This window comes from Mesorhizobium sp. B1-1-7, from assembly GCF_006442705.1.
Taxonomy (GTDB): domain Bacteria; phylum Pseudomonadota; class Alphaproteobacteria; order Rhizobiales; family Rhizobiaceae; genus Mesorhizobium; species Mesorhizobium opportunistum.
In genome coordinates this window covers 464,791-483,673 of sequence record NZ_VFWQ01000001.1, presented here as the reverse complement: position 1 = coordinate 483,673, position 18,883 = coordinate 464,791, and the positions used below count along the sequence as shown (strand labels likewise).

Annotated in this window: 20 protein-coding genes and 1 tRNA gene; 10 read left to right on the top strand and 11 right to left on the bottom strand. The window is 62.5% G+C overall.

Translation table 11 applies throughout. The annotated features are described in order from the left end of the window. Positions 1 to 17: 17 nt before the first annotated feature. Positions 18 to 1,202, bottom strand: a complete 1,185-nt coding sequence (locus tag FJ978_RS02485) for an amino acid aminotransferase (protein ID WP_140569929.1) — start codon at positions 1,200 to 1,202, stop codon at positions 18 to 20. A gap of 237 nt (positions 1,203 to 1,439) precedes the next feature. On the opposite strand from FJ978_RS02485, the gene FJ978_RS02480 reads away from it, so the two are divergent. The 7 genes from FJ978_RS02480 (at position 1,440) to FJ978_RS02450 (ending at position 7,471) form a co-directional block, all read left to right on the top strand. Beyond that, positions 1,440 to 1,991, top strand: a complete 552-nt coding sequence (locus tag FJ978_RS02480) for a sigma-70 family RNA polymerase sigma factor (protein ID WP_083833286.1) — start codon at positions 1,440 to 1,442, stop codon at positions 1,989 to 1,991. Beyond that, complete coding sequence (locus FJ978_RS02475) at positions 1,988 to 2,764, top strand: anti-sigma factor (protein ID WP_140569834.1); 777 nt, start codon at positions 1,988 to 1,990, stop codon at positions 2,762 to 2,764. Before FJ978_RS02480 ends, FJ978_RS02475 begins: the two co-directional genes overlap by 4 nt. Before the next feature lie 23 nt (positions 2,765 to 2,787). After that, the gene (locus FJ978_RS02470) at positions 2,788 to 3,504 is read left to right on the top strand and encodes a Bax inhibitor-1/YccA family protein (RefSeq protein WP_013895621.1); all 717 of its coding nucleotides are present in this window, start codon (positions 2,788 to 2,790) and stop codon (positions 3,502 to 3,504) included. A gap of 157 nt (positions 3,505 to 3,661) precedes the next feature. Continuing rightward, positions 3,662 to 4,543 carry an aldose 1-epimerase family protein gene (locus FJ978_RS02465; RefSeq protein WP_140569832.1) on the top strand — a complete coding sequence of 294 codons (882 nt, stop codon included), beginning with the start codon at positions 3,662 to 3,664 and terminating at the stop codon, positions 4,541 to 4,543. A 43-nt stretch (positions 4,544 to 4,586) separates the two neighbouring features. Beyond that, the gene (locus tag FJ978_RS02460; protein ID WP_140569831.1) at positions 4,587 to 5,366 is read left to right on the top strand and encodes a pyrroline-5-carboxylate reductase; all 780 of its coding nucleotides are present in this window, start codon (positions 4,587 to 4,589) and stop codon (positions 5,364 to 5,366) included. Between the two features lie 172 nt (positions 5,367 to 5,538). Next, complete coding sequence (locus FJ978_RS02455; protein WP_140569829.1) at positions 5,539 to 6,501, top strand: cysteine synthase family protein; 963 nt, start codon at positions 5,539 to 5,541, stop codon at positions 6,499 to 6,501. A 208-nt stretch (positions 6,502 to 6,709) separates the two neighbouring features. Next, a complete protein-coding gene (locus tag FJ978_RS02450; RefSeq protein ID WP_140569827.1) occupies positions 6,710 to 7,471 on the top strand; it encodes a GNAT family N-acetyltransferase in 762 nt (253 codons plus the stop codon). A gap of 13 nt (positions 7,472 to 7,484) precedes the next feature. Here FJ978_RS02450 and FJ978_RS02445 read toward each other — a convergent pair whose 3' ends face one another. The 7 genes from FJ978_RS02445 to FJ978_RS02415 form a co-directional block, all read right to left on the bottom strand. Then, positions 7,485 to 8,303 (bottom strand): MBL fold metallo-hydrolase, encoded by an 819-nt coding sequence (locus FJ978_RS02445; RefSeq protein WP_140569825.1) that lies wholly within the window; start codon positions 8,301 to 8,303, stop codon positions 7,485 to 7,487. A 3-nt stretch (positions 8,304 to 8,306) separates the two neighbouring features. Next, positions 8,307 to 9,101: a TatD family hydrolase gene (locus FJ978_RS02440; protein WP_140569823.1), complete on the bottom strand. Its 795-nt coding sequence runs from the start codon at positions 9,099 to 9,101 to the stop codon at positions 8,307 to 8,309. Beyond that, entirely contained in the window at positions 9,101 to 10,654 is a 1,554-nt protein-coding gene (metG, locus tag FJ978_RS02435) for a methionine--tRNA ligase (RefSeq protein WP_140569821.1), read from the bottom strand. Before metG ends, FJ978_RS02440 begins: the two co-directional genes overlap by 1 nt. A gap of 83 nt (positions 10,655 to 10,737) precedes the next feature. After that, positions 10,738 to 11,793: a DNA polymerase III subunit delta' gene (locus tag FJ978_RS02430; protein ID WP_013895613.1), complete on the bottom strand. Its 1,056-nt coding sequence runs from the start codon at positions 11,791 to 11,793 to the stop codon at positions 10,738 to 10,740. Beyond that, the gene (tmk, locus tag FJ978_RS02425; RefSeq protein ID WP_140569820.1) at positions 11,790 to 12,464 is read right to left on the bottom strand and encodes a dTMP kinase; all 675 of its coding nucleotides are present in this window, start codon (positions 12,462 to 12,464) and stop codon (positions 11,790 to 11,792) included. Before tmk ends, FJ978_RS02430 begins: the two co-directional genes overlap by 4 nt. An 82-nt stretch (positions 12,465 to 12,546) precedes the next feature. Next, positions 12,547 to 13,710 carry a D-alanyl-D-alanine carboxypeptidase family protein gene (locus tag FJ978_RS02420; RefSeq protein WP_140569818.1) on the bottom strand — a complete coding sequence of 388 codons (1,164 nt, stop codon included), beginning with the start codon at positions 13,708 to 13,710 and terminating at the stop codon, positions 12,547 to 12,549. 114 nt (positions 13,711 to 13,824) lie between these two features. Then, entirely contained in the window at positions 13,825 to 15,054 is a 1,230-nt protein-coding gene (locus FJ978_RS02415; protein ID WP_140569816.1) for a septal ring lytic transglycosylase RlpA family protein, read from the bottom strand. Between the two features lie 396 nt (positions 15,055 to 15,450). On the opposite strand from FJ978_RS02415, the gene FJ978_RS02410 reads away from it, so the two are divergent. Beyond that, the gene (locus FJ978_RS02410) at positions 15,451 to 15,951 is read left to right on the top strand and encodes a hypothetical protein (RefSeq protein ID WP_140569814.1); all 501 of its coding nucleotides are present in this window, start codon (positions 15,451 to 15,453) and stop codon (positions 15,949 to 15,951) included. A 462-nt stretch (positions 15,952 to 16,413) separates the two neighbouring features. On the opposite strand, the gene FJ978_RS02405 is transcribed toward FJ978_RS02410, so the two are convergent. After that, the gene (locus FJ978_RS02405; RefSeq protein ID WP_140569812.1) at positions 16,414 to 16,659 is read right to left on the bottom strand and encodes a hypothetical protein; all 246 of its coding nucleotides are present in this window, start codon (positions 16,657 to 16,659) and stop codon (positions 16,414 to 16,416) included. Positions 16,660 to 16,743: 84 nt separating this feature from the next. Continuing rightward, positions 16,744 to 17,004 carry a PilZ domain-containing protein gene (locus FJ978_RS02400; RefSeq protein WP_140569810.1) on the bottom strand — a complete coding sequence of 87 codons (261 nt, stop codon included), beginning with the start codon at positions 17,002 to 17,004 and terminating at the stop codon, positions 16,744 to 16,746. Positions 17,005 to 17,366: 362 nt separating this feature from the next. On the opposite strand from FJ978_RS02400, the gene FJ978_RS02395 reads away from it, so the two are divergent. Next, positions 17,367 to 17,456, top strand: a tRNA-Ser gene (locus FJ978_RS02395). A 129-nt stretch (positions 17,457 to 17,585) separates the two neighbouring features. Here FJ978_RS02395 and FJ978_RS02390 read toward each other — a convergent pair. After that, positions 17,586 to 18,470 (bottom strand): hypothetical protein, encoded by an 885-nt coding sequence (locus FJ978_RS02390; protein ID WP_181180373.1) that lies wholly within the window; start codon positions 18,468 to 18,470, stop codon positions 17,586 to 17,588. Between the two features lie 124 nt (positions 18,471 to 18,594). Between FJ978_RS02390 and FJ978_RS02385 the strand changes: the two genes are divergently transcribed. Continuing rightward, a complete protein-coding gene (locus FJ978_RS02385; protein ID WP_140569923.1) occupies positions 18,595 to 18,828 on the top strand; it encodes a helix-turn-helix transcriptional regulator in 234 nt (77 codons plus the stop codon). Positions 18,829 to 18,883: the final 55 nt, after the last annotated feature.

The window sequence follows — 18,883 nt, the reverse complement described above, 5'->3', positions numbered from 1 at the left end:
TCCACAGCTGAGCCGCATCAGTCGAGGACGGAGACGATCGCCTTGGCGAGGTCGTCCATGCCGTCCTCCGGAAGGCCGGCGACATTGATACGGCTGTCGCCGACCATGTAAATGCCATGCTCGGCACGCAGCCGCTCGACCTGCGCTTCCGTGAGGCCAAGCCGCGAGAACATGCCGCGATGGCTGGCGACGAAGTCGAAGCGGTCGGAGTTGGACTGCCGGCGCAGCGCCTCGGCGAACTGAACACGCAGCCTCAGCATGCGCAGGCGCATCTCTTCAAGCTCGGCTTCCCAGTCGGCGCGCAAATCGGCATCCTCCAGCACGATGCGCACCGCCGCGGCTCCGTGGTCCGGCGGCATCGAATACATGGCGCGCGCTGCCGACAGCATCTGGCTCATCGCCACATCGGCCTGGGCGCCATCCTTGGCCAGCACCATCGCCGCGCCGACGCGGTCGCGGTAAACGGCAAAGTTCTTCGAGCAACTCGACGCGACGACCATTTCCGGAACCTTCGCGGCCAGCAGCCGCAAGCCCAGCGCGTCGGCCTCGAGCCCATCGCCAAAGCCCTGATAGGCAATGTCGACGAACGGCAGCAGGCCGCGCTCGACGACTAGGCCGGTGACGACCTCCCATTGGGCCGCGTCCAGATTGGCGCCGGTCGGGTTGTGGCAGCAGCCATGCAGCAGCACCACGTCGCCGCCTTTGGCCGTCCGCAGCGCCGCCAGCATGTCGTCGAAGCGCACAGTGCCTGTCCCGGCATCGAAATAGGGGTATTCACGGATCTGCAGGCCGGCGGCGCGCATCACCGGCATATGGTTTGGCCAAGTCGGATCCGACAGCCAGACCGTTGCATCCGAACGCGTCCGCTTGAGCAATTCCGCCACCAGCCGCAGCGCACCTGAGCCGCCCGGCGCCTGCGCCGCGCGAATGCGCGTCATGTCCGCGCCGGGGCCGAAGGCGAGCTTGGCCATCACCGTGTTGAAGCCTGTATCGCCGGCAAGGCCGAGATAGGTCTTGGTGTCCTGGCTGTTCAGGAGGCGCTTTTCCGCCTCACGAACGGCGCGCATCACCGGCGTCTTGCCGTCGCGATCCTTGTAGACGCCAACGCCGAGGTCGACCTTGTTGGGGCGCGGATCGGCGCGATAGAGGCCGATCAGGGCAAGGATCTTGTCGGCGGGAGCGGGCTGCAGGTCTTCGAACATCATTATGGTTCCGTTGGCGCGGCGGAGTGATACTGAAATCGAGCCCGCTTCACCAGCGGTTTCGGTGAAAACAAAGGCAAAAGCGACATTTGGCGATGCCACTTGTTGCGCGGCGAGATCGGCATCGGACAAACAGGACGGTTGCCCGGTTTTGCCGGTGAGGCGAGTGCCGCCGAGAACGACACCCCCAGGCGGACCCAGCGAAAAAATTGGCAGGGACCGGATTAAAATCCCCACATGCTCCGTAAACAGGGCATGAAACGGTCGATGCCACGCTTTGACATCATAGGACAGCTCGGCTCGCTGCGGCGCTACGCCCGTTCGCTGACGCGCGACGGCGCGGACGCCGAGGATCTGGTGCATGACGCGCTGGTGCGCGCCTATGAGCGGCGCGGCACGTTCCGCTCCGGCGGCAATTTGCGCGCCTGGCTGCTGTCGATCGTCCACAACACGTTCATCGACCGCATGCGCTCGCGCCGCTCCGAAGCCGCGCGCATCGAACAGGCAGGATATCTGGCCGACGGCAGCACGCCGGCGCCGCAGGAGCATTCGGTGCGCCTGGCGCAAGTGCGCGACGCTTTTTTCAGTCTGCCGGAAGAGCAGCGTTCGGCGCTGCATCTGGTCGCCATCGAGGGCCTTTCCTACCAGCAGGCGGCCGATGCCATCGGCGTGCCGCTGGGAACGCTGATGTCACGTATTGGCAGGGCCCGGGCAGCACTTCGTCAGATGGAAGACGCAGCCCCGGCGCGCGGCAAAAATCATCTCAGGATCGTGGGAGGCGAGTCATGACGACCGCTGCAGTCGACCCCGTCACCGACATCGATCTCGACGCCTATGTCGACGACCAGATCGACGTCACCCGCCGGATCGAGGTCGAGGCTTTTCTGTCGGCCCGTCCGGAAGCGGCGGCGCGCGTGATGTCTGATCTGCGGACCCGCGACGAGCTGCGCGTGGCGCTTGCCGGCTCCAAAGGCATGGCGCGGCCGGCGACGGCCGACGCCGCGCGGCGGCTGGAGAGGGGGCTTGCCCGAGGGCGCATCTTCGGCGTGCTGCAGCGTGCGGCGGCGGTGGCTGCCTTCGTCGCCGCCGGCTGGCTGGCAAACGGCATTGTCGGCCCGATGTCGGTGACCAAGGTCGTCGCTTCGCCGCAGCCGCCGGCCTATGTCGAAGAGGCGGTGCGGGCGCACAGGACGACGCTGGTGCGCGAAACTATGCCCTCGCAGCCCGAGGCGCCCAATTACGACGCCGGCGAGATCCGCGCCGCGACCGCCATTGTCATGCCGTCGCTGCCCAAGGACTGGAAAGTGCGCGACGTGCAGATCTATCCGTCGCGCTTCGGCCCAAGTGTCGAGATGGCTGTCGATACCGGCGGTATGGGACTGGTGTCGCTGTTCGCCATCCGGCCGGGAACCTTCGATGTCGTCAAGCCGACCGTCGCGCCCGCGGGCGATATTGCCTCGGCCTATTTCCAGATCGGCGAGGTCGCCTACGCGGTGGTCGCGAAAAGCGACGTCCACGACCTCGACCGTGCCGCCGAGATGCTCGCCAGAACGCTTTACTGACCGATCCACAAAGGAGAACTCAAATGAATACGCCCAATCTGGGATATCGCGTCGGTACCGGCGCCCAAACCGGAGCCGCCTTCGACGAGGGCCTGCGCCAGCATATGCTGCGCGTCTACAACTATATGGGCCTTGGCCTCGTGGTCACTGGCCTCGTCGCCTTCATGGTGTCCTCGACGCCGGCGCTCTACGTGCCGATCTTCTCCAGCCCGCTGAAATGGGTGGTGATGCTGGCGCCGCTGGCCTTCGTGATGCTGTTTTCGTTCAAGATGCAGACCATGTCGGCGGCAAGCGCGCAGATGATGTTCTGGGCCTTCTGCGCGGTGATGGGCCTGTCGCTGGCCTCCGTGTTCCTGGTCTTCACCGGCACCAGCATCGCGCGCACCTTCTTCATCGCCGCCACCATGTTCGGCGCCACCAGCCTCTACGGCTACACGACCAGGCGTGACCTGACGCAGTTCTCGTCCTTCCTGATCATGGGCCTGATCGGCGTGGTGATCGCCAGCATCGTCAACATCTTCCTCGGCTCGACCGCGCTGCAGTTCGCCATCTCGGTCATCGGCATCGCCGTCTTCATCGGCCTGACCGCCTGGGACACGCAGACGATCAAGGAGCAGTATTCCGAGAATTTCGACGGAGAATCGCGCCAGAAGCTCGCCGTCTTCGGCGCCTTCTCGCTCTACCTGAACTTCATCAACATCTTCCAGCTGTTGCTGAATTTCACCGGCGAGCGCGAATAACCACCGTCCGCTAAGGGCAAGGGCGAGGATCATCGCCCTTAATGCAGGGTGGCCGGAGGGAAACCTCCGGCCACAATTCGTTTTGCGCCCCAGGAGCTTGAGTCCCCAGGAGCTTTTGCTAGTCTGGCTGACGGCCTTCAACACCGTGCGAGGACATGTGGCAGACAGCCAAACGCTTCATGGCGACGGCATCTCGGCTGTTATAGTCGGGCAGGGCGCCGAACTGGTTTCACTGCGGGACGAGCGGGGATTTGAGTTCCTGTGGCAGGCCGGACCGGAGTGGCGGCGCCATTCACCGGTGCTGTTTCCGATCGTCGGCCGGCTGAAGGGCGACCAATTGCGTCATCGTGGCCGGACGTATCCGATGACCCAGCATGGCTTCGCGCGCGACAAGCCGTTCGCATGGGCGCAGCGGAGCTCCCGGTCCTGCACGCTGGTGCTCACCGACGATGCCGACACCCGTGCCCGCTATCCCTTCGCCTTTCGCCTTGATGTGGCCTACACGCTGGATAGCCGCCAGCTTGGCGTGACCTTCGAGATCAGCAACACCGGTGACGAGCCGTTGCCGGCATCGATCGGGGCGCATCCGGCCTTCAATTGGCCGCTGCTGCCGGACCTGGCCAAGACGGACTACCGGCTGACCTTTGCCGAAGACGAGCCGGCGCCGGTACGCCGCCTGAAGGATGGCCTTCTGATCGCAGCGCCGCAGCCGACGCCCATCGAGGGCAGGACGCTTGCACTGTCCGAACGGCTGTTCGATGACGACGCCGTCATCCTGGATCGGCCCGCGAGCGCCAGCGTACGCTACGCTGCCGACCACGGTCCGGCGATCGAAATGTCATGGCAAGGAATGGAAGAGCTCGGCATCTGGTCCAAGCCAGGCGGCGCGCCGTTCCTGTGCATCGAACCCTGGCACGGTATGGCAAGCCCGGCCGATTTCGACGGCGAATTCGCAGACAAGCCCGGCCTGATGCTGATCGAACCGGGCGCGAAGCGTGCGCTGGGCTACCGGATCAGACTGGAGCAGGGGCGGCCGTGACCAGCGGACGGCCAGCTGGAGAACCAACGCCGTGGGGCATCAAATGAAACTTGGCTTCCTTGGCACAGGTGCGCTCACGGCAGCTATTGTCACCGGGCTCAAATCCGGCGCCGACAATCCGGTTTCGGTCGTGTTGTCGCCGCGCAACGAAGAGATTGCCGCGAACCTCGCTTCCCGCTTTCCGAATGTCCGTGTCGCGGCCGACAATCAGGCGGTCCTCGATGCGTGCGACACCGTAATGCTGGCGGTCCGCCCGCAGACTGCCCATCAACTGTTGCCCGAATTGCGGTTTCGGCGCGACCATCATCTCATCAGCCTGATAGCCACGCTGTCGCGTGAGGAAATAATCGGCCTGACTGCACCCGTGAGCCGCGTGACGAAAGCGTTGCCCATGCCGATGATCGCTCATCGGTTGGGGGCGACGATCATTTACCCGCCTGATCCGGGCGTGAGGGCATTGCTGGGCGGACTGGGGAATGTGATCGAGGTCGACAGCTCGAGCGAGTTCGACGCGTTGAGCGTGGTCACCGCGACCTATGTCACATACTTTAAATACCTCGACACGATCCATCGTTGGCTGGAGGTGCATGGTGTTCCAGACACAAAGGGCCGCGACTATATCGCGGCGCTCTTCAAGGCGCTGGGACACGCTCCGGAGACGGCGCCCGACGCCGACTTCACGCATCTGGCGCAGGACTATGCGACCCGTGGCGGCATCAATGAGCAGGTTCTGGGCGACCTCACGGCCCGCAATGTCTTCGACGCGCTCACGGAAAGCCTGGATAGTGTGCATCGGCGCATTTCGGCGGCTGGGGCCACCTGACGGGACCGGACGAGAAGCGTCTTGTTGAAGTGCCGGCCCAGGCTGGAGCAGGGGCCTCGGGCGGGGTTTCTCCGGAGCCAAAGACCATGTCCGGCGCGAAGCCCGGGCGCTGTCAAAAAACAATCCACCTATTGGCGACGTATTGGATGCGTCGAGCAGGAGAGAGATGGGTATGGCCGAGACTCTGAATTCTGTCGTTGACGCGATCGGAGGAACCCCGTTGGTTCGACTTGACAGGTTGACAGAACAGGCAGGCGTAAAGGGCACAATCCTTGCCAAGCTGGAGTACCTGAATCCAGGCTTCTCAAAAAAGGATCGTGCGGCACTGGGAGTAATCGAGGAGGCCGAAGCCTCAGGCGTTCTCAAGCCAGGACAAACAGTCGTCGAGCTCACATCCGGAAACATGGGCACGGGCCTTGCCATCGTCTGCGCGATCAAGGGCTACCCATTCGTCGCGGTGATGTCGAAAGGCAACTCGCCAGAGCGTGCCCGAATGATGCGCGCGCTCGGTGCGGACGTGATCCTGGTCGATCAGTTGCCGGGGTCAGTGCCGGGGCAGGTCTCGGGCGGCGACCTGGCACTCGTTGAACAGACAGCCAAGAATGTGTCGGCAGAGCGTGGCGCGTTCCGTGCGGACCAATTCAATCGAGACGGAAACTGGCTCGCGCATTACCACAAGACCGGCCCGGAAATTTGGGATGCCAGCCACGGAGTTGTCGATGCGTTCGTGGACTTCATCGGCTCGGGCGGAACTTATGTGGGAGTGACGAAAGCGCTTAAAGAGCGCAACCCTTCGATCAAGTGCTTTGTCGTGGAGCCCGAAGGTGCCGCCGCCGCCGCGGGTGAGAAGATCACACAGGCCGAGCATCCGATCCAGGGCGGTGGCTATTCAATGCCTGACCTGGCTTTCCTGAAGAACGCACCGGTCGATGGCTACATTCAAATATCCGGTGGCGAGGCGCGCCAGACCGCTCGTTTGCTGGCGCGCAGCGAGGGCATTTTCGGCGGGTTCTCATCCGGTGCCAATGTTGCCGCTGCACTTCGCCTCCTTTCCGGGAAAGAATCAGGGAAGCACATAGCCGTCGTGATTTGTGATTCAGGGCTGAAATATCTGTCGACCGATCTCTGGGGTTGAAAAGCGCTGGTTGGGTTGGCGCTGCAGAGGCGAGGACTGTCCACATCTCCAATTGCTCAAGCGCCGCGTCGCTACGGATAAAAGTCGCATAAGATAGATTATGGAACTAGCGCATTGGCGAGCAGCTGGAAATTGCTGCTGATTTTCATGGGCTTGAGACCATCGATGCGTGTTGCCTCGCGTGAATGGTCAACGCTACGCTGTGCGTATGACGACAGCAAAGCGTGAGATGGATTCGGCGATCGAGGTGTTCGTACACGGGTTCAGCACCGACAAAAGCCGCACCTTTCCTTATGAGGCCAGCCGTGTCGGGCCATTGTGGCTGATGCGCGATGCCGAGCGCAAGAATCCTCGCGAGTACCGCAGCGAGGAATGGGTCGTCCATGACGTTGCCGCCCAGCAGGCCGATACGATCGTGCGGCAGCATGCGCGGCCGGGTTTCACCATGTCCGTCGTGATCGCGAACGACGAAGCGGACGGGCCGACGCGAACCGCTTACAAGGCTCTCGGCTACCGGCTGCTACGGACGGAAGGCTTCTTCGTCCAGCCATTGCGCCAGATTCCAAGCCCGCCGGCAGTCGTCTCGATCGAACGCGTGCGGACAGCCGAACGGGCAGCGCAGTTGGCAAAGATCGTGCGCAGGCGGCCGATCCCGGACGAATTGCTCGGCGACGGCGCGCCGTTCCGCCAATATGTGGCGGTCGATGGCGACGACATCGTTGGACGCGTGCGCAGCATAGACGCCGTGGGCGCCACGTGGTGCGCGGCCATGTATGTCGAGCCTTCGCACCGGCGTCGCGGCATTGGCCAGGCGCTGTTGTCGAAAATGCTGTTCGACGACCGGGCCCATGGGTCGACATGCTCGGTGCTGGCTGCGACCCACGCCGGAGCGCTGCTATACAATCGCATGGGCTTTGAGCGGATCGGCACGCTGCTGATATTCCAACCGAAGAAGCAAGTGGCCAAATGAGAAAGCGTACTTATCACGCTGTTTCATAAGGGATTTCGATCACCATGCCGTCATAGGCGGGCTCGATGCCCTCGGGTGTTTCAGCCATCACCGTGGCGTAGTCGAGCGGCACATGCATATGCGTCAAGACAGAGTGTCTGGGCGCCAGCCGTTCGATCCACTCCAGCGCCTGGCCAAGCGACAGGTGGCTCGGGTGTGTCCTGTACTGCAGCGCGTCGATGATCAGCACGTCGAGGTCGCGCAGCCGCTCGACGGTGGCGTCCGGAAAATCGCTGATATCAGGGCAATAGGCGAGCGCGCCGATGCGGAAGCCGAGCGAGATGATGTCGCCATGGATCTGTGGCAATGGCTCGAGGGTGAGGGTGCCCCCCTCGCCTTCGATCACGACAGGCTTTGCGTGATCGATGATATGGGCGTTGACGATCGGCGGATAGGAACTGCCTGGCGGCGTCTCGAAGCAATAGCCGAACGCCTGGCGCAGCCGCAGCATTGTCGGCTGGTCGGCATGGACATCGATCCGGTGACGCTGGTCGAGGACGAAGCCGCGCAGATCGTCGATGCCGTGGATATGGTCGGCATGCGGGTGCGTGTAGACGGCGGCATCGATGCGCTTGACCGACGCCAGCAGCATCTGCTGGCGGAAATCCGGTCCGGTGTCGATGACGACGGTGGTGCGGTTGCCATTGGCCTTGATCCGTTCGACCAGGACAGCGGTGCGCATGCGCCGGTTTCTCGGATTGTCCGGGTCGCAATTGCCCCAGTCGCCGGTGATGCGCGGTGTACCCGGCGACGAGCCGCAGCCGAGAATGGTGAGGCGCAGCAGGTCAGTCATCGTTCAGGCGCTTTGCTCGACAGGTCGCGGCATCTTGCCGAACAGACGGAAGAAATTGTTGGTCGTCGACGTGGCGATTTCAGCCTCGCTGACGCCGATCGTTTCAGCCAGCACCTTGGCGGTCTGCGCGACATAGGCCGGCTCGTTGCGTTTGCCGCGAAACGGCACCGGCGCCAGGTATGGCGCGTCGGTTTCGACGAGCAGGCGGTCATGCGGGACATTGGCGGCGATGGCGCGCAATTCGACCGAATTCTTGAAGGTCAGGATGCCCGAGAACGACACATAGCCGCCGAGCGCGACGCCGACCTCCGCCAGCCGGCGCCCCGAGGAAAAGCAATGCAAGATGAAGGGGAAGGCGCCCTTCCCTGTTTCGTCTTCGAGTATGGCCGCCATGTCGTCGTCCGCATCACGCGAATGGATGACCAGGGGCAGCCCGGTCTCGCGCGCGGCTGCGATGTGAGCACGAAATCCCAGCACCTGCGCATCGCGTGGCGCCTTGTCGTAAAAGTAATCGAGCCCGGCCTCGCCGATCGCCACCACCTTGGGATGAGCCGACAGGCGGACAAGATCGGCGGTGGTGACGTCGAGTTCTTCGGCGGCGTTGTGCGGATGGGTGCCGACCGAACAGTAGACCTCGTCGAAAGATTCCGCGATTTCAAGGATTTGCTGAAACCGTTTCACGCGAGTCGAGATTGTCACCATGCGGCCGATTCCGGCCGCTTTGGCGCGGGCGACAATGGCCGCCCGCTCCTCGGCGAAATCTGGAAAATCCAGATGGCAGTGGCTGTCGACGAGCATCAGGCGTTCACGCCCGGCTGTTCGACATAGCGTGGAAAGACGCCCTCCGGCATGGGCAATGCCGTGCCGGGCACAAGCGCATGGTCGGCATGGACATGCTCGAAATCACGCTTGTCCGCCGGCACCGCCAGCAGATCGAGCAGCTTCGCGGCCGATCCCGGGACAAAGGGCTGGCACAGCACCGTCACGCGCCGGACCACCTCGGCGGTCGTCCACAGCACCGTTTCCATGCGCTCCGGATCGGTTTTCTTCAGCGCCCATGGTGCCTGTCCGGCGAAGTAGCGATCGGCTTCCGCCACCACATCGAAGATCGCGGCCAGTGCCAGATGAATGGCCTGCCCGGCCATGGCCTTGCGGGCAGTGGCAAGGGCCGCCACCGCCTGATCCAGGATCGCGCTGTCGGCCCCCGTCAGGTCGCCGCGCTTCGGCACCACGCCGCCGCAGTTCTTGGCGATCATCGACAGCGAACGCTGCGCCAGGTTGCCGAGCCCGTTGGCGAGATCGGCGTTGGTGCGGTTGACGATCGCTTCATGGCTGTAGCTGCCGTCCTGACCGAACGGCACTTCACGCAGGAAGAAGTAGCGCACCTGGTCGAGACCGTAGTGTTCGACCATGGTGAACGGGTCGATGACGTTGCCGACCGATTTCGACATCTTCTCGCCGCGGTTGAACAGGAAGCCGTGGCCGAAGACGCGCTTCGGCAGCGGGATGCCCGCCGACATCAGGAAGGCCGGCCAATAGACCGCGTGGAAGCGCACGATGTCCTTGCCGATGATATGGGCATCGGCTGGCCAGAAGCGCCATTTCTCATCTTTTTCATCGGGATAGCCGACGCCGGTGATGTAGTTTGTCAGCGCGTCGACCCAGACATACATCACGTGCTTTTCGTCGCCAGGCACAGGCACGCCCCAATCGAAAGTGGTGCGCGAGATCGACAGGTCCTTCAACCCCGATTTGACGAAGCTCATCACCTCGTTGCGGCGCTCGGCCGGGCCGATGAAGTCGGGCTGGCTTTCGTAAAGCGCGATCAGCTTGTCCTGATAGGCCGACAGCCGGAAGAAATAGCTCTCTTCCTCTACCCATTCGACCGGCGTGCCCTGCGGTCCGTAGCGGACATTGTCGGCGCGGACCTCCGTCTCCTCCTCGCCGTAATAGGCTTCGTCGCGCACCGAATACCAGCCGGCATAGCCGCCCTTGTAGATGTCGCCATTGGCGTCCATCGCCTTCCAGATCGCCTGCGATGAGGCGTAGTGCCGTTCTTCCGTGGTGCGGATGAAATCGTCGTTGGAGGCGTTGAGGGCGGCCGCCATGCGCTTGAAATCGGCCGAATTGCGGTCGGCCAGTTCGCGCGCCGAAATGCCTTCGCGCTTGGCCGTCTGCAGCATCTTGATGCCGTGCTCGTCAGTGCCCGTCAGGAAGAAGACCTGCTTGCCGTCGAGGCGCTGGAAGCGCGCCAGCGCGTCGGTGGCGATCACCTCGTAGGCATGGCCGATATGCGGCTTGCCGTTCGGATAGGAAATCGCGGTCGTGATGTAGAATGTGTCGCGTGACATGAATGAACCGTCATGAATGTCTGAATGGAAGCTGTGGCGGTGGATATCGCATCGGAATGGCGATTGCCATCCCGGTGGGGCCGTCACATTCGCATCGCAGAGTTCAGGCGGTCGATCATGGTCAAGGCGTGCTGCTTCTTGTCGAGATTGTAGGTGTCGGTCTCAGATATAGCGTCCAGCGCCTCATGCCAAGTGTCCGACAGGTTTTTGGCCCGCGTGAGATCGCCAGACAGCGCTGCCTGGCTCGCCGCGTCTGACAACAAATCAAGCGCACGGCGATTGAAGATGTCGAACTGGATCGCCTGGTCGCGTCCGGCGACGGCCTCGGCAAGGCGATAGGCGCCGCCGACATCGCTCTTTCCTGCCGCCACCAGCCCATCGAGGGTCCGGGCGATCTCCAGCCCGCCATATTGCGTGAGAAGGATGGCATTGCGGGCGCTGCCCCCTGCCCGTTCGACGAGCGCCGCCCGCGCGGCCGGATCGTCCGGCGGCGGCGGCTCGGCGGTTTCCAGCACGGCCAGCAACTCGTCGGCATCGAGCGGCGTCAGGCGCACCACCTGGCAGCGCGAGCGGATCGTCGGCAGCAGGCTGCCTGGCGCGTGGACGATGAGAACGAACAGCGTTCGTGCCGGCGGCTCCTCAAGATTCTTCAGCAACGCATTGGCGGCATTGGCGTTCATGTCGTCGGCCGGGTCGACGATGACGACTCGGTAGCTGCCGTCATGCGAGGTCAGCGACAGGAAGCGGCTGACCTTGCGGATCTCGTCGACGGTGACGACGGTCTTGAAGCTTTTGGTCTTGTCGTTCAGCGGACGGGTCAGATGCAGCACGCCCGGGTGCGCCCCGGTGGCGATCTGGCGAAACAGCGGCGAGGCCGGATCGGGAACGGCAAGGCTTTCCGGCGCCTGCCCGAATGCCGGGTGCTTCAGCAAATGATGTGCGAGATGGAAGGCCAGCGTCGCCTTGCCGATGCCGACCGGCCCGGCGAAGATCAGCGCATGCGGCAGCTTTCCCGATCGATAGGCGGCGGCGAGCATGTCCGCGGCCTGCCGATGCCCGACCAGACGAGGCGTTTCGGACGGTTCGGGCACGCCGTCCAGCGTGTCGTGCTGTTCCGGCGCGATGCGTTCGAAGATCATACCGGTGCGGCCTGCCTGTTGCGCGTGGGCGCCCTCGCCTCCAGCGCCGCGAACACGGCGGCGGTGACGACGTCCTCCACAGTGTCAGGCTTGGCGGACGCATCGACGACGATACAGCGCTCCGGCTCGGCCGCGGCGATCGCCAGAAAGGCCGCGCGGCGGGCCTGGTGGATGGCCAGCGTTTCTTTTTCGAAGCGGTCGGCGCCGGCATCGCTGCCGCGCCGCAGCGTCGCGCGCCTGAGACCCTCTGCCGGGTCGATATCGAAGATCAGCGTCATGTCGGGCATCATGCCGTTGATGGCGACCTGCTCCAGCGTCGCCATGAACGCCGGGTCGATGCCGCCGGTAACCCCCTGGTAGACGCGCGAGGAATCCAGGAAACGATCGCAAAGCACGATGGAACCTCGCTCGACAGCCGGCCGGATGACCTGCTCGACATGGTCCGAACGCGCCGCGGCGAAGAGCAGCGCTTCCATCTTCGGTCCGAAGGGTTCCGCGGCACCTGAAAGCAGGACATGCCTGACCGCTTCGGCGCCCGGCGAACCGCCAGGTTCGCGCGTCAGCAGCACATCATACTTCTTGGCGCGCATCTTTCTCGCCAGCCGCTCGATCTGCGTCGACTTGCCTGCGCCCTCGCCGCCTTCGAAGGTAATGAAAAATCCGCGCGCCAATCGAAAGGGCCTTTGTCCATGTTGGAGTGGATTGTTGCGCTCTAGATAGTCCGCGTTCGGGGAAACGTCCATGCTGTCGGCGTTATCGCAGCCAGCCGATCGCCAGTTCCTTGACCGCATCGAGCGCGCGCTGCGGCAACGTGCCGACGCCGATCGACTCGGCGGCGAAAAGCGGTGTCTCCTGGCTCAGCGTGTCGCCGATCCAGACGCGCAGCGCGCCGACCGGCTGGCCCTCCTCCACAGGTGCGGCGACCGGGCCGTTATAGACGATCTTGGCCGTCAGCTTGTCGCGGTTGGTGATCGGCAGGAAGATGGCGATCGGTCCTTTCGCCTTCAGCGTCACGCCGGATTTCGCCCCGCCGAAAACCTGGGCCTCGCCGACCACCTCGTCCTTGGCGAAGATTTCGGTTTTCTCGAAAGAGCGAACGCCCCAGTCGAGCAGCTTGCGCGCCTCTTCGGCGCGTTCCTTGTCATTGGCCAGCCCGCTCAGGGCCGCGATCACCCGCGTGCCGTTGTGGCTGACCGAGCCCACGATGCCGAAGCCCGACGCCTCGCTCGCCCCGACGGCCAGGCCATCGGCGCCGATATCCATCGCCAGCAGCGGGTTGCGGTTCCTCTGCGAGATCTTGTTCCAGGTGAAATCCTTCAGGCTGTAGTAGCGATAGAAATCCGGGTAATCGCGCCACAGATGCAGGGCGAGCTGCGTCAGCTCGCGCACGCTTGTCTGCTGGCCATCGGCCGGCAGGCCGGTCGAATTGACGAAAGTCGATGTCTTGAGGCCGATCTGGCGGGCGCGTTCTGTCATCTGCGCGGCAAAATTGTCCTCGGACCCGGCCATGCCTTCGGCGATGATGATGCAGCCGTCATTCGCGGCCTGCACGGTCACCCCCTGGATCAAATCCTCCAGGCGGATGGACGATTTCAGTTTGGCAAACATCGTCGATGTTCCAGACGGGGCGCCGCCCTTGCGCCAGGCGTTCTCGCTCACCACGAAGGTGTCGTCGAGCTTGAGGCGTCCGGATTTGATGGCGTTGAAAACCACTTCCATCGTCATCAGCTTGGCCATCGAGGCCGGCTGGATCGGCTTGTCGGCATCCTTCGAGAACAAAACTGTGCCGGTGTCGGCATCGATCATGAAGGCCTGTGCGGCCTTGGTCTCGAAAAGCTGTGCGTGGGCCGGAGCGAGTGAAAGCAGGAGGCCGAGAAGAAAAAACCCGGCAAAAGGCTGAAGCAAGCGAAACTGCATGAAATTCGACCCGTTGGCCGGTCTCTCCCGGCAAGCCCGTGAAACTATGGGGCTTTTTCCAATGCGGATCAACTGTGACGGATCAACTGTTCAGCGGAAAACCGTCTCTCGAAATCAGTCGCGCACGGCCAGCGCATCGGGCGCGCCATGCGACCATGCCGCCTGCAGCATCTCGTCCAGGCCGCCATGGCCATTCGGATAGAGATTGACCGCATACCAGTCATTGCCGTCGAGATCGGTACGCTGGATCTCCGTTCGGCCAAAGGGCTGAAGCGCCGCCGCCACGCGTTTGGCTTCAGCGGCATCGTCGAAGGTGCCGGCGGCGACATAGTCGGAACTGGACGGCGACGCCTGCGGATTGGATTTCTTCCACGACCGCAGGATGTCGGCCGGCGACATGCCGCTGTCGTCCAGCGCGGCGAAGACATCGGCACGCTGCACGCGTTCATTCGCATAGGACAGCGAAGCCACGGCAAACGGCGATTGCGGCGGCAGGCTGATCTCCGGGCGCTCGGGCACGATCGGTCCGAAGTCGGGCAGCACCACGTCGCCGAAAGCGGTCGTCTGCGCCGCCAAGCCCGGCTGCGCCGCGAACGCCTCTCCGGAATTCGTCAGCTGGCCCGGGAACGGTGCGGCGGCGGCACCCACCGGCAGGCTTGGCGACGGTCCGTTCATGGCCACCATGACACCAGTCGGCAAGCCGTCCGACGGATCCGGTATCCTGTTGCCTGGATGGTAGGATGCCATCAGATACTGGTCGTCGTTGCCGTCGAGCGGCGCACGACCGACATATTCGACCTTCACCTTCGCGGTACCGACCTTGGCGTAGTCGAGCATCTGTGCCGCGCGCTCCGAGACATCGATGATGCGCCCCTCATGATACGGCCCCCGGTCATTGACGCGCACGATGACGGAGCTGCCGGTTTCGATGTTGGTGACGCGGGCGTAGCTCGGCAGCGGCATGGTCGGATGCGCAGCGGTCAGATGCGTCATGTCGTAGACTTCGCCATTGGCGGTCAGCCGACCATGAAAGGCGTCGCCGTACCACGAAGCCAGGCCGACCTTGGCGTAGCGCTTGTCTTCCTTGGGATAGTACCACTTGCCGCGCACCTGGTAGGGCTTGCCGAGCTGGTCGCGACCGCCGCCGCGCCGCATGACGGCAGCACGCGGGCTTGCCTTCACGCCGTATTCGGTTTCGGCGAAATATTCCTTGGAGCGATGCCTGGGATTGACCAGCCCCTTCGGCTCAGGCTGCGACGCGCAAGCCGCCAGCAAGGCGGCCGACGCGGCAAGCAGCGTGAGCGTGGAAGCGCGACGAAGACGCTGATGCGTCGTAGCCTGCATTTTTCCTGAAATCCCCTACAGTCTCACTCAAAACGCCGTCGTTTGAACATCGGAGGAGCCAAAGCACTCACTCGACAACACCAACGACGCCTTGAAACCCCGATCCTTTGTGCGCAGGAATTGTTTATCACGGTATTAACCGATTGTGGCCGGAACCGGGCAAGATTGTGGCCCTCCCATTGCTGTGCCGACGGCCAGCCCTGGACCGATCGTTCGGTAGGTTCGTGGTGGTGCATGCCAAAGCTCGGGAATTGTAATAACCCTGTATATATCTACTCTCGGAAATCATATGTGCCCCGATAGTGCACCTTTCAGGGTTTGCCGGAATGATTGTCTGCCCTTGCGCTGACATAAGCTTTGAGGGAGGATCATTCAGCCTTGGGAGGGGCTGGGGGAATGAAAATAAAATCGTTGATGGCACTTGGTGCCACTGTCGCAATTTGTGGCTGCCAGACTAGCAATCAAGATGACTACATGCAGATAGGATATGGGCCTAGCTTTGAGGTCGCGCATGCTCAATGTGAGATGCGGAAAGGATCGGTAGACCAAGGTTATCTTGCGATCGGATCACCGGCTTTTGTTGCCGGTGCTGGCCTGGGCAACGCTCTCGACAATGCGATCGCCGAGGATCAATACATGAAGAACTGTCTGATCATCAGCGGTTGGAAGCTCGCACCTCGCGGGAAAGGCGCCGCCGCGGCAACAGCCGCCGCGACCGGCGCGCCACCAACACCTTATGGCGTGGCACGCGCGCCTGGCAGTTGGATAAACACTGCCCTGCTGGATTGGTCCGCCGCCAACAACAAATGCGTTGCCGGTGACAAAGCCGCCTGTGCCACTCGGACCAAGCTCGGCGCCCAGTTGAGGGCTGCCGGGGTCAATCCGACGCCGGTGTGAGAGTTGACGGGTCTCCGGAGATCCATCTAGGGATGGAAGCGTTACGTCACCACCTGACGGGAGGCCACCAGGCAACATCTTTGCCGGCGTATTTTAGCATCTGCTTGAATTTCGTCTGAAGCAGGATCATGATGCAATGGGTCCAGAGGGGTAAGGCGTCATGGAATTCGCAAGCTGTTATGAGCAGAGCGCAAGCATTTTTGCGTCGTCTGCCTTCCTGAACATGACGGCTATTTTCGTAATTTTAGCCGCGTTTGCCGCTGCACGGTTGATAACACTGTCAGGCACGGGATCTGTCGACCAGCTTCAGACCGCGTAAAGCCCGGCGCATATGCCCGGGAAAAGGTGACCGCATGGGGCATGATGCTCTGGGCGGCCTGAACAACGATGCGGCGGCGGCACGCCTTGCTGCCTGACGTGGTAAAATCGATATCGTTGATCGAGAAGCCGATGGCAGCCGCCCTACTCCAAAGGCGGCTCTTCGCTCGGGGGCGTCAAAACGGTGATATCCATTCTGGCGATCATCGATGCGGCGCGCCCCTGGGCCCCAGGATCAGTATCGCCTGTTTCGGCGACCATGGCCTTGGCGCGATGTCCTACGCTATCTGTGCTTTTGCCCGGCGCAAATCCTTCGCCTGTTTCTGTCTTTGCGGGTTTCAGTAGGGTTTCCGGTGTTTGCCGATGCTGACTTCCAATCGCCGAGACCATGGATACCTCCGCTGTGAGGCCCCTATTGTGGCTGGGTAAGCTGTCGCGAGCCTGACCAGAGGGATGGCGCCGGCAAGGGCCGGTTCAATAGATCTGCACGCCCAGGCGATCGTTTCGTCTCCATCGGAGCGCTGCACGGTATCGGGCATCATCCGCAGGCACGAGGAGGATGAAGCGTTCGGGAACAATGGCGCTCGGGTCGACCCTCAGCTCCGCGCCGTGAGCATGCTGGTTTCTGATCGAGCATTTTATGGTCGAACTCTCGGTGACTATCGTCCCTTCCTTCAGAACGGTCTGCCGAGCATGAAAGCGGCGCTCTTTCTGGGGTTGATCGGGATCGGTCATCTCGCTGCCACGACGAACTTCACACGCATGTACAGAACTCTCACAAGAACCGCGTTTCAATCAGCATGTGCTAAAATAGTTCCGGAACACTTTATTCGATGTGGAAGCCGCCAGATCTCTCGCCCCCCGCTGTTCAGCCGCGAGGCTGCGCCGGACACGCGAACCGGCGCGTCCCGCTGAACATTTATGCGCACCAACTGCCGGGACGGCAGGAAGGCACCGCAGCGGTGGTTGACGCGGCCCTCAATGCAGCTTTACAGGAATGAACAGCGCCCGGTCGGGAATGCCTTCGGTGCCAATCCGGTGCCACCAGGCGAAAACCTGTCGGAAGCGCACTATCCAAGTGATTGAAAAATCACGACGGAGGGATGGCCGAGCGGTTTAAGGCACCGGTCTTGAAAACCGGCGTGGGCGCAAGTTCACCGTGGGTTCGAATCCCACTCCCTCCGCCAGATTTCTTTCTATGATGTTGAAACTGCGCCGCTTTTCGCGTTTGCCTTATTCAGTTCCTAACTTGGTTCCTAACCTTTCGAAACGATGAAGCCCGCCACCGTGAGGCAGCGGGCCAAATACGATAGTTTTCAAGCTACGCCGCCTTCCGAGGCCCTGACGGCTTCATCCAATGCTTCTTCCGGCAGGAACGACCAGAGCAGCGCGTCAATGTCCTCAGTCTGGAGGTCGCCATATTTGCCGGTGGCGAACTCCATCAAAAACTCTGCCTTGGCGCGGTGTTCTTCCATGGTTGTGCAACGATAGGCGCACACGGAGTTCAGCGCGTAGCGTTCGGCGTCGGAGGCCTCGTTGCGTTCGTTGATTGCCTGTTCAAGACCGACGGCGCTACGCCGCGCGCGCTCTTCCTTGACCAGCCTCTTCAACGTCCGAAGATCAGCCCTCTCCGCCTTGCGAAGTGCGGCGACCGATTGCTTCCCGAGATCGGGCGCCACCTTGGCGAGGGGCGCAAGCTTCTGTTGCTGCTCGGCGTACCGGCGCTTGATGTCATCGCCCAAATCGGCTTCGATGCTCTCCAGTTCGCTATAGCGGAGGCTACGAGACTGCCCCCCTCCAATGGACAAGGGAACGTAGAGTTCGGGCGTCTTCGGCAGATACGCCTCTTCCAGGTCGGTGGCCACATCGATCGCGGCAATGAAGCGGGCGTAGGCAGCGTGCTTCGCCTCAATGAGGCCTTCCAGCTCACGAGACACGCTAGGGGCCGATGCGTCCCCTGCCCTGGCCTCTTGGCCGGCCACAGCTATAGCAGCCGTGGCGATTGCTGATGACGCGAGAAGGGCGCGACGATCGACATGCTGGTTCATGAGACTCTCCGGTACAGAATTCGAAACAACGGGCTCTCGACCCGCACGCGCATGCCAGAACATCAGCACCTTACGTACAAAGGCGAAGAGATGTGGATTGCGGGGATAATCGGGCATGCCTTCGGCGGCTGCCCGAACAGAGTTGTTCGGCATGGGTGCTCTCCATCAGGTGTTAGCGATTTTCGCTATGGATGACTATAATCGCCATTAACTTTAATGCAAGCGTTATTCGATACGGCTAGCGTTTATCGATCATATGCGCTATCGGAGAAGAATGATGACACCCGCTCAGTGCCGCGCCGCCCGTGGCCTTCTTAACTGGTCCCAGCAGGATACCGCTGACGCGGCGAAGATCGGCAACGCCACCATCCGCAACTTTGAGGCCGGACGATCATCGCCGCAGAATGCCACGCTCGACGTGCTCCAGCGCGCGTTTGAGACCGCAGGCGTCGAGTTCATCCCCGAGAATGGCGGCGGCGCCGGGGTCAGGCTGCGGAAGACATCCCCGTGATCGCCACCATGTTTCGCTGGGGCGTGATCCTAGGCATCATCGGCTTTGTCGGCGG

Coding starts and splice junctions, on each gene's coding strand:
- metG (WP_140569821.1), bottom strand. CDS start 10,654: ATGTCACGCGACACATTCTACATCACGACCGCGATTTCCTATCCGAAC.
- FJ978_RS02475 (WP_140569834.1), top strand. CDS start 1,988: ATGACGACCGCTGCAGTCGACCCCGTCACCGACATCGATCTCGACGCC.
- FJ978_RS02445 (WP_140569825.1), bottom strand. CDS start 8,303: ATGACTGACCTGCTGCGCCTCACCATTCTCGGCTGCGGCTCGTCGCCG.
- FJ978_RS02450 (WP_140569827.1), top strand. CDS start 6,710: ATGACGACAGCAAAGCGTGAGATGGATTCGGCGATCGAGGTGTTCGTA.
- FJ978_RS02440 (WP_140569823.1), bottom strand. CDS start 9,101: ATGCTCGTCGACAGCCACTGCCATCTGGATTTTCCAGATTTCGCCGAG.
- FJ978_RS02400 (WP_140569810.1), bottom strand. CDS start 17,004: ATGACCGATCCCGATCAACCCCAGAAAGAGCGCCGCTTTCATGCTCGG.
- FJ978_RS02485 (WP_140569929.1), bottom strand. CDS start 1,202: ATGTTCGAAGACCTGCAGCCCGCTCCCGCCGACAAGATCCTTGCCCTG.
- FJ978_RS02405 (WP_140569812.1), bottom strand. CDS start 16,659: ATGGTCTCGGCGATTGGAAGTCAGCATCGGCAAACACCGGAAACCCTA.
- FJ978_RS02410 (WP_140569814.1), top strand. CDS start 15,451: ATGAAAATAAAATCGTTGATGGCACTTGGTGCCACTGTCGCAATTTGT.
- FJ978_RS02470 (WP_013895621.1), top strand. CDS start 2,788: ATGAATACGCCCAATCTGGGATATCGCGTCGGTACCGGCGCCCAAACC.
- FJ978_RS02460 (WP_140569831.1), top strand. CDS start 4,587: ATGAAACTTGGCTTCCTTGGCACAGGTGCGCTCACGGCAGCTATTGTC.
- FJ978_RS02415 (WP_140569816.1), bottom strand. CDS start 15,054: ATGCAGGCTACGACGCATCAGCGTCTTCGTCGCGCTTCCACGCTCACG.
- FJ978_RS02455 (WP_140569829.1), top strand. CDS start 5,539: ATGGCCGAGACTCTGAATTCTGTCGTTGACGCGATCGGAGGAACCCCG.
- FJ978_RS02390 (WP_181180373.1), bottom strand. CDS start 18,470: ATGCCGAACAACTCTGTTCGGGCAGCCGCCGAAGGCATGCCCGATTAT.
- FJ978_RS02480 (WP_083833286.1), top strand. CDS start 1,440: ATGCTCCGTAAACAGGGCATGAAACGGTCGATGCCACGCTTTGACATC.
- FJ978_RS02385 (WP_140569923.1), top strand. CDS start 18,595: ATGACACCCGCTCAGTGCCGCGCCGCCCGTGGCCTTCTTAACTGGTCC.
- FJ978_RS02420 (WP_140569818.1), bottom strand. CDS start 13,710: ATGCAGTTTCGCTTGCTTCAGCCTTTTGCCGGGTTTTTTCTTCTCGGC.
- FJ978_RS02430 (WP_013895613.1), bottom strand. CDS start 11,793: ATGATCTTCGAACGCATCGCGCCGGAACAGCACGACACGCTGGACGGC.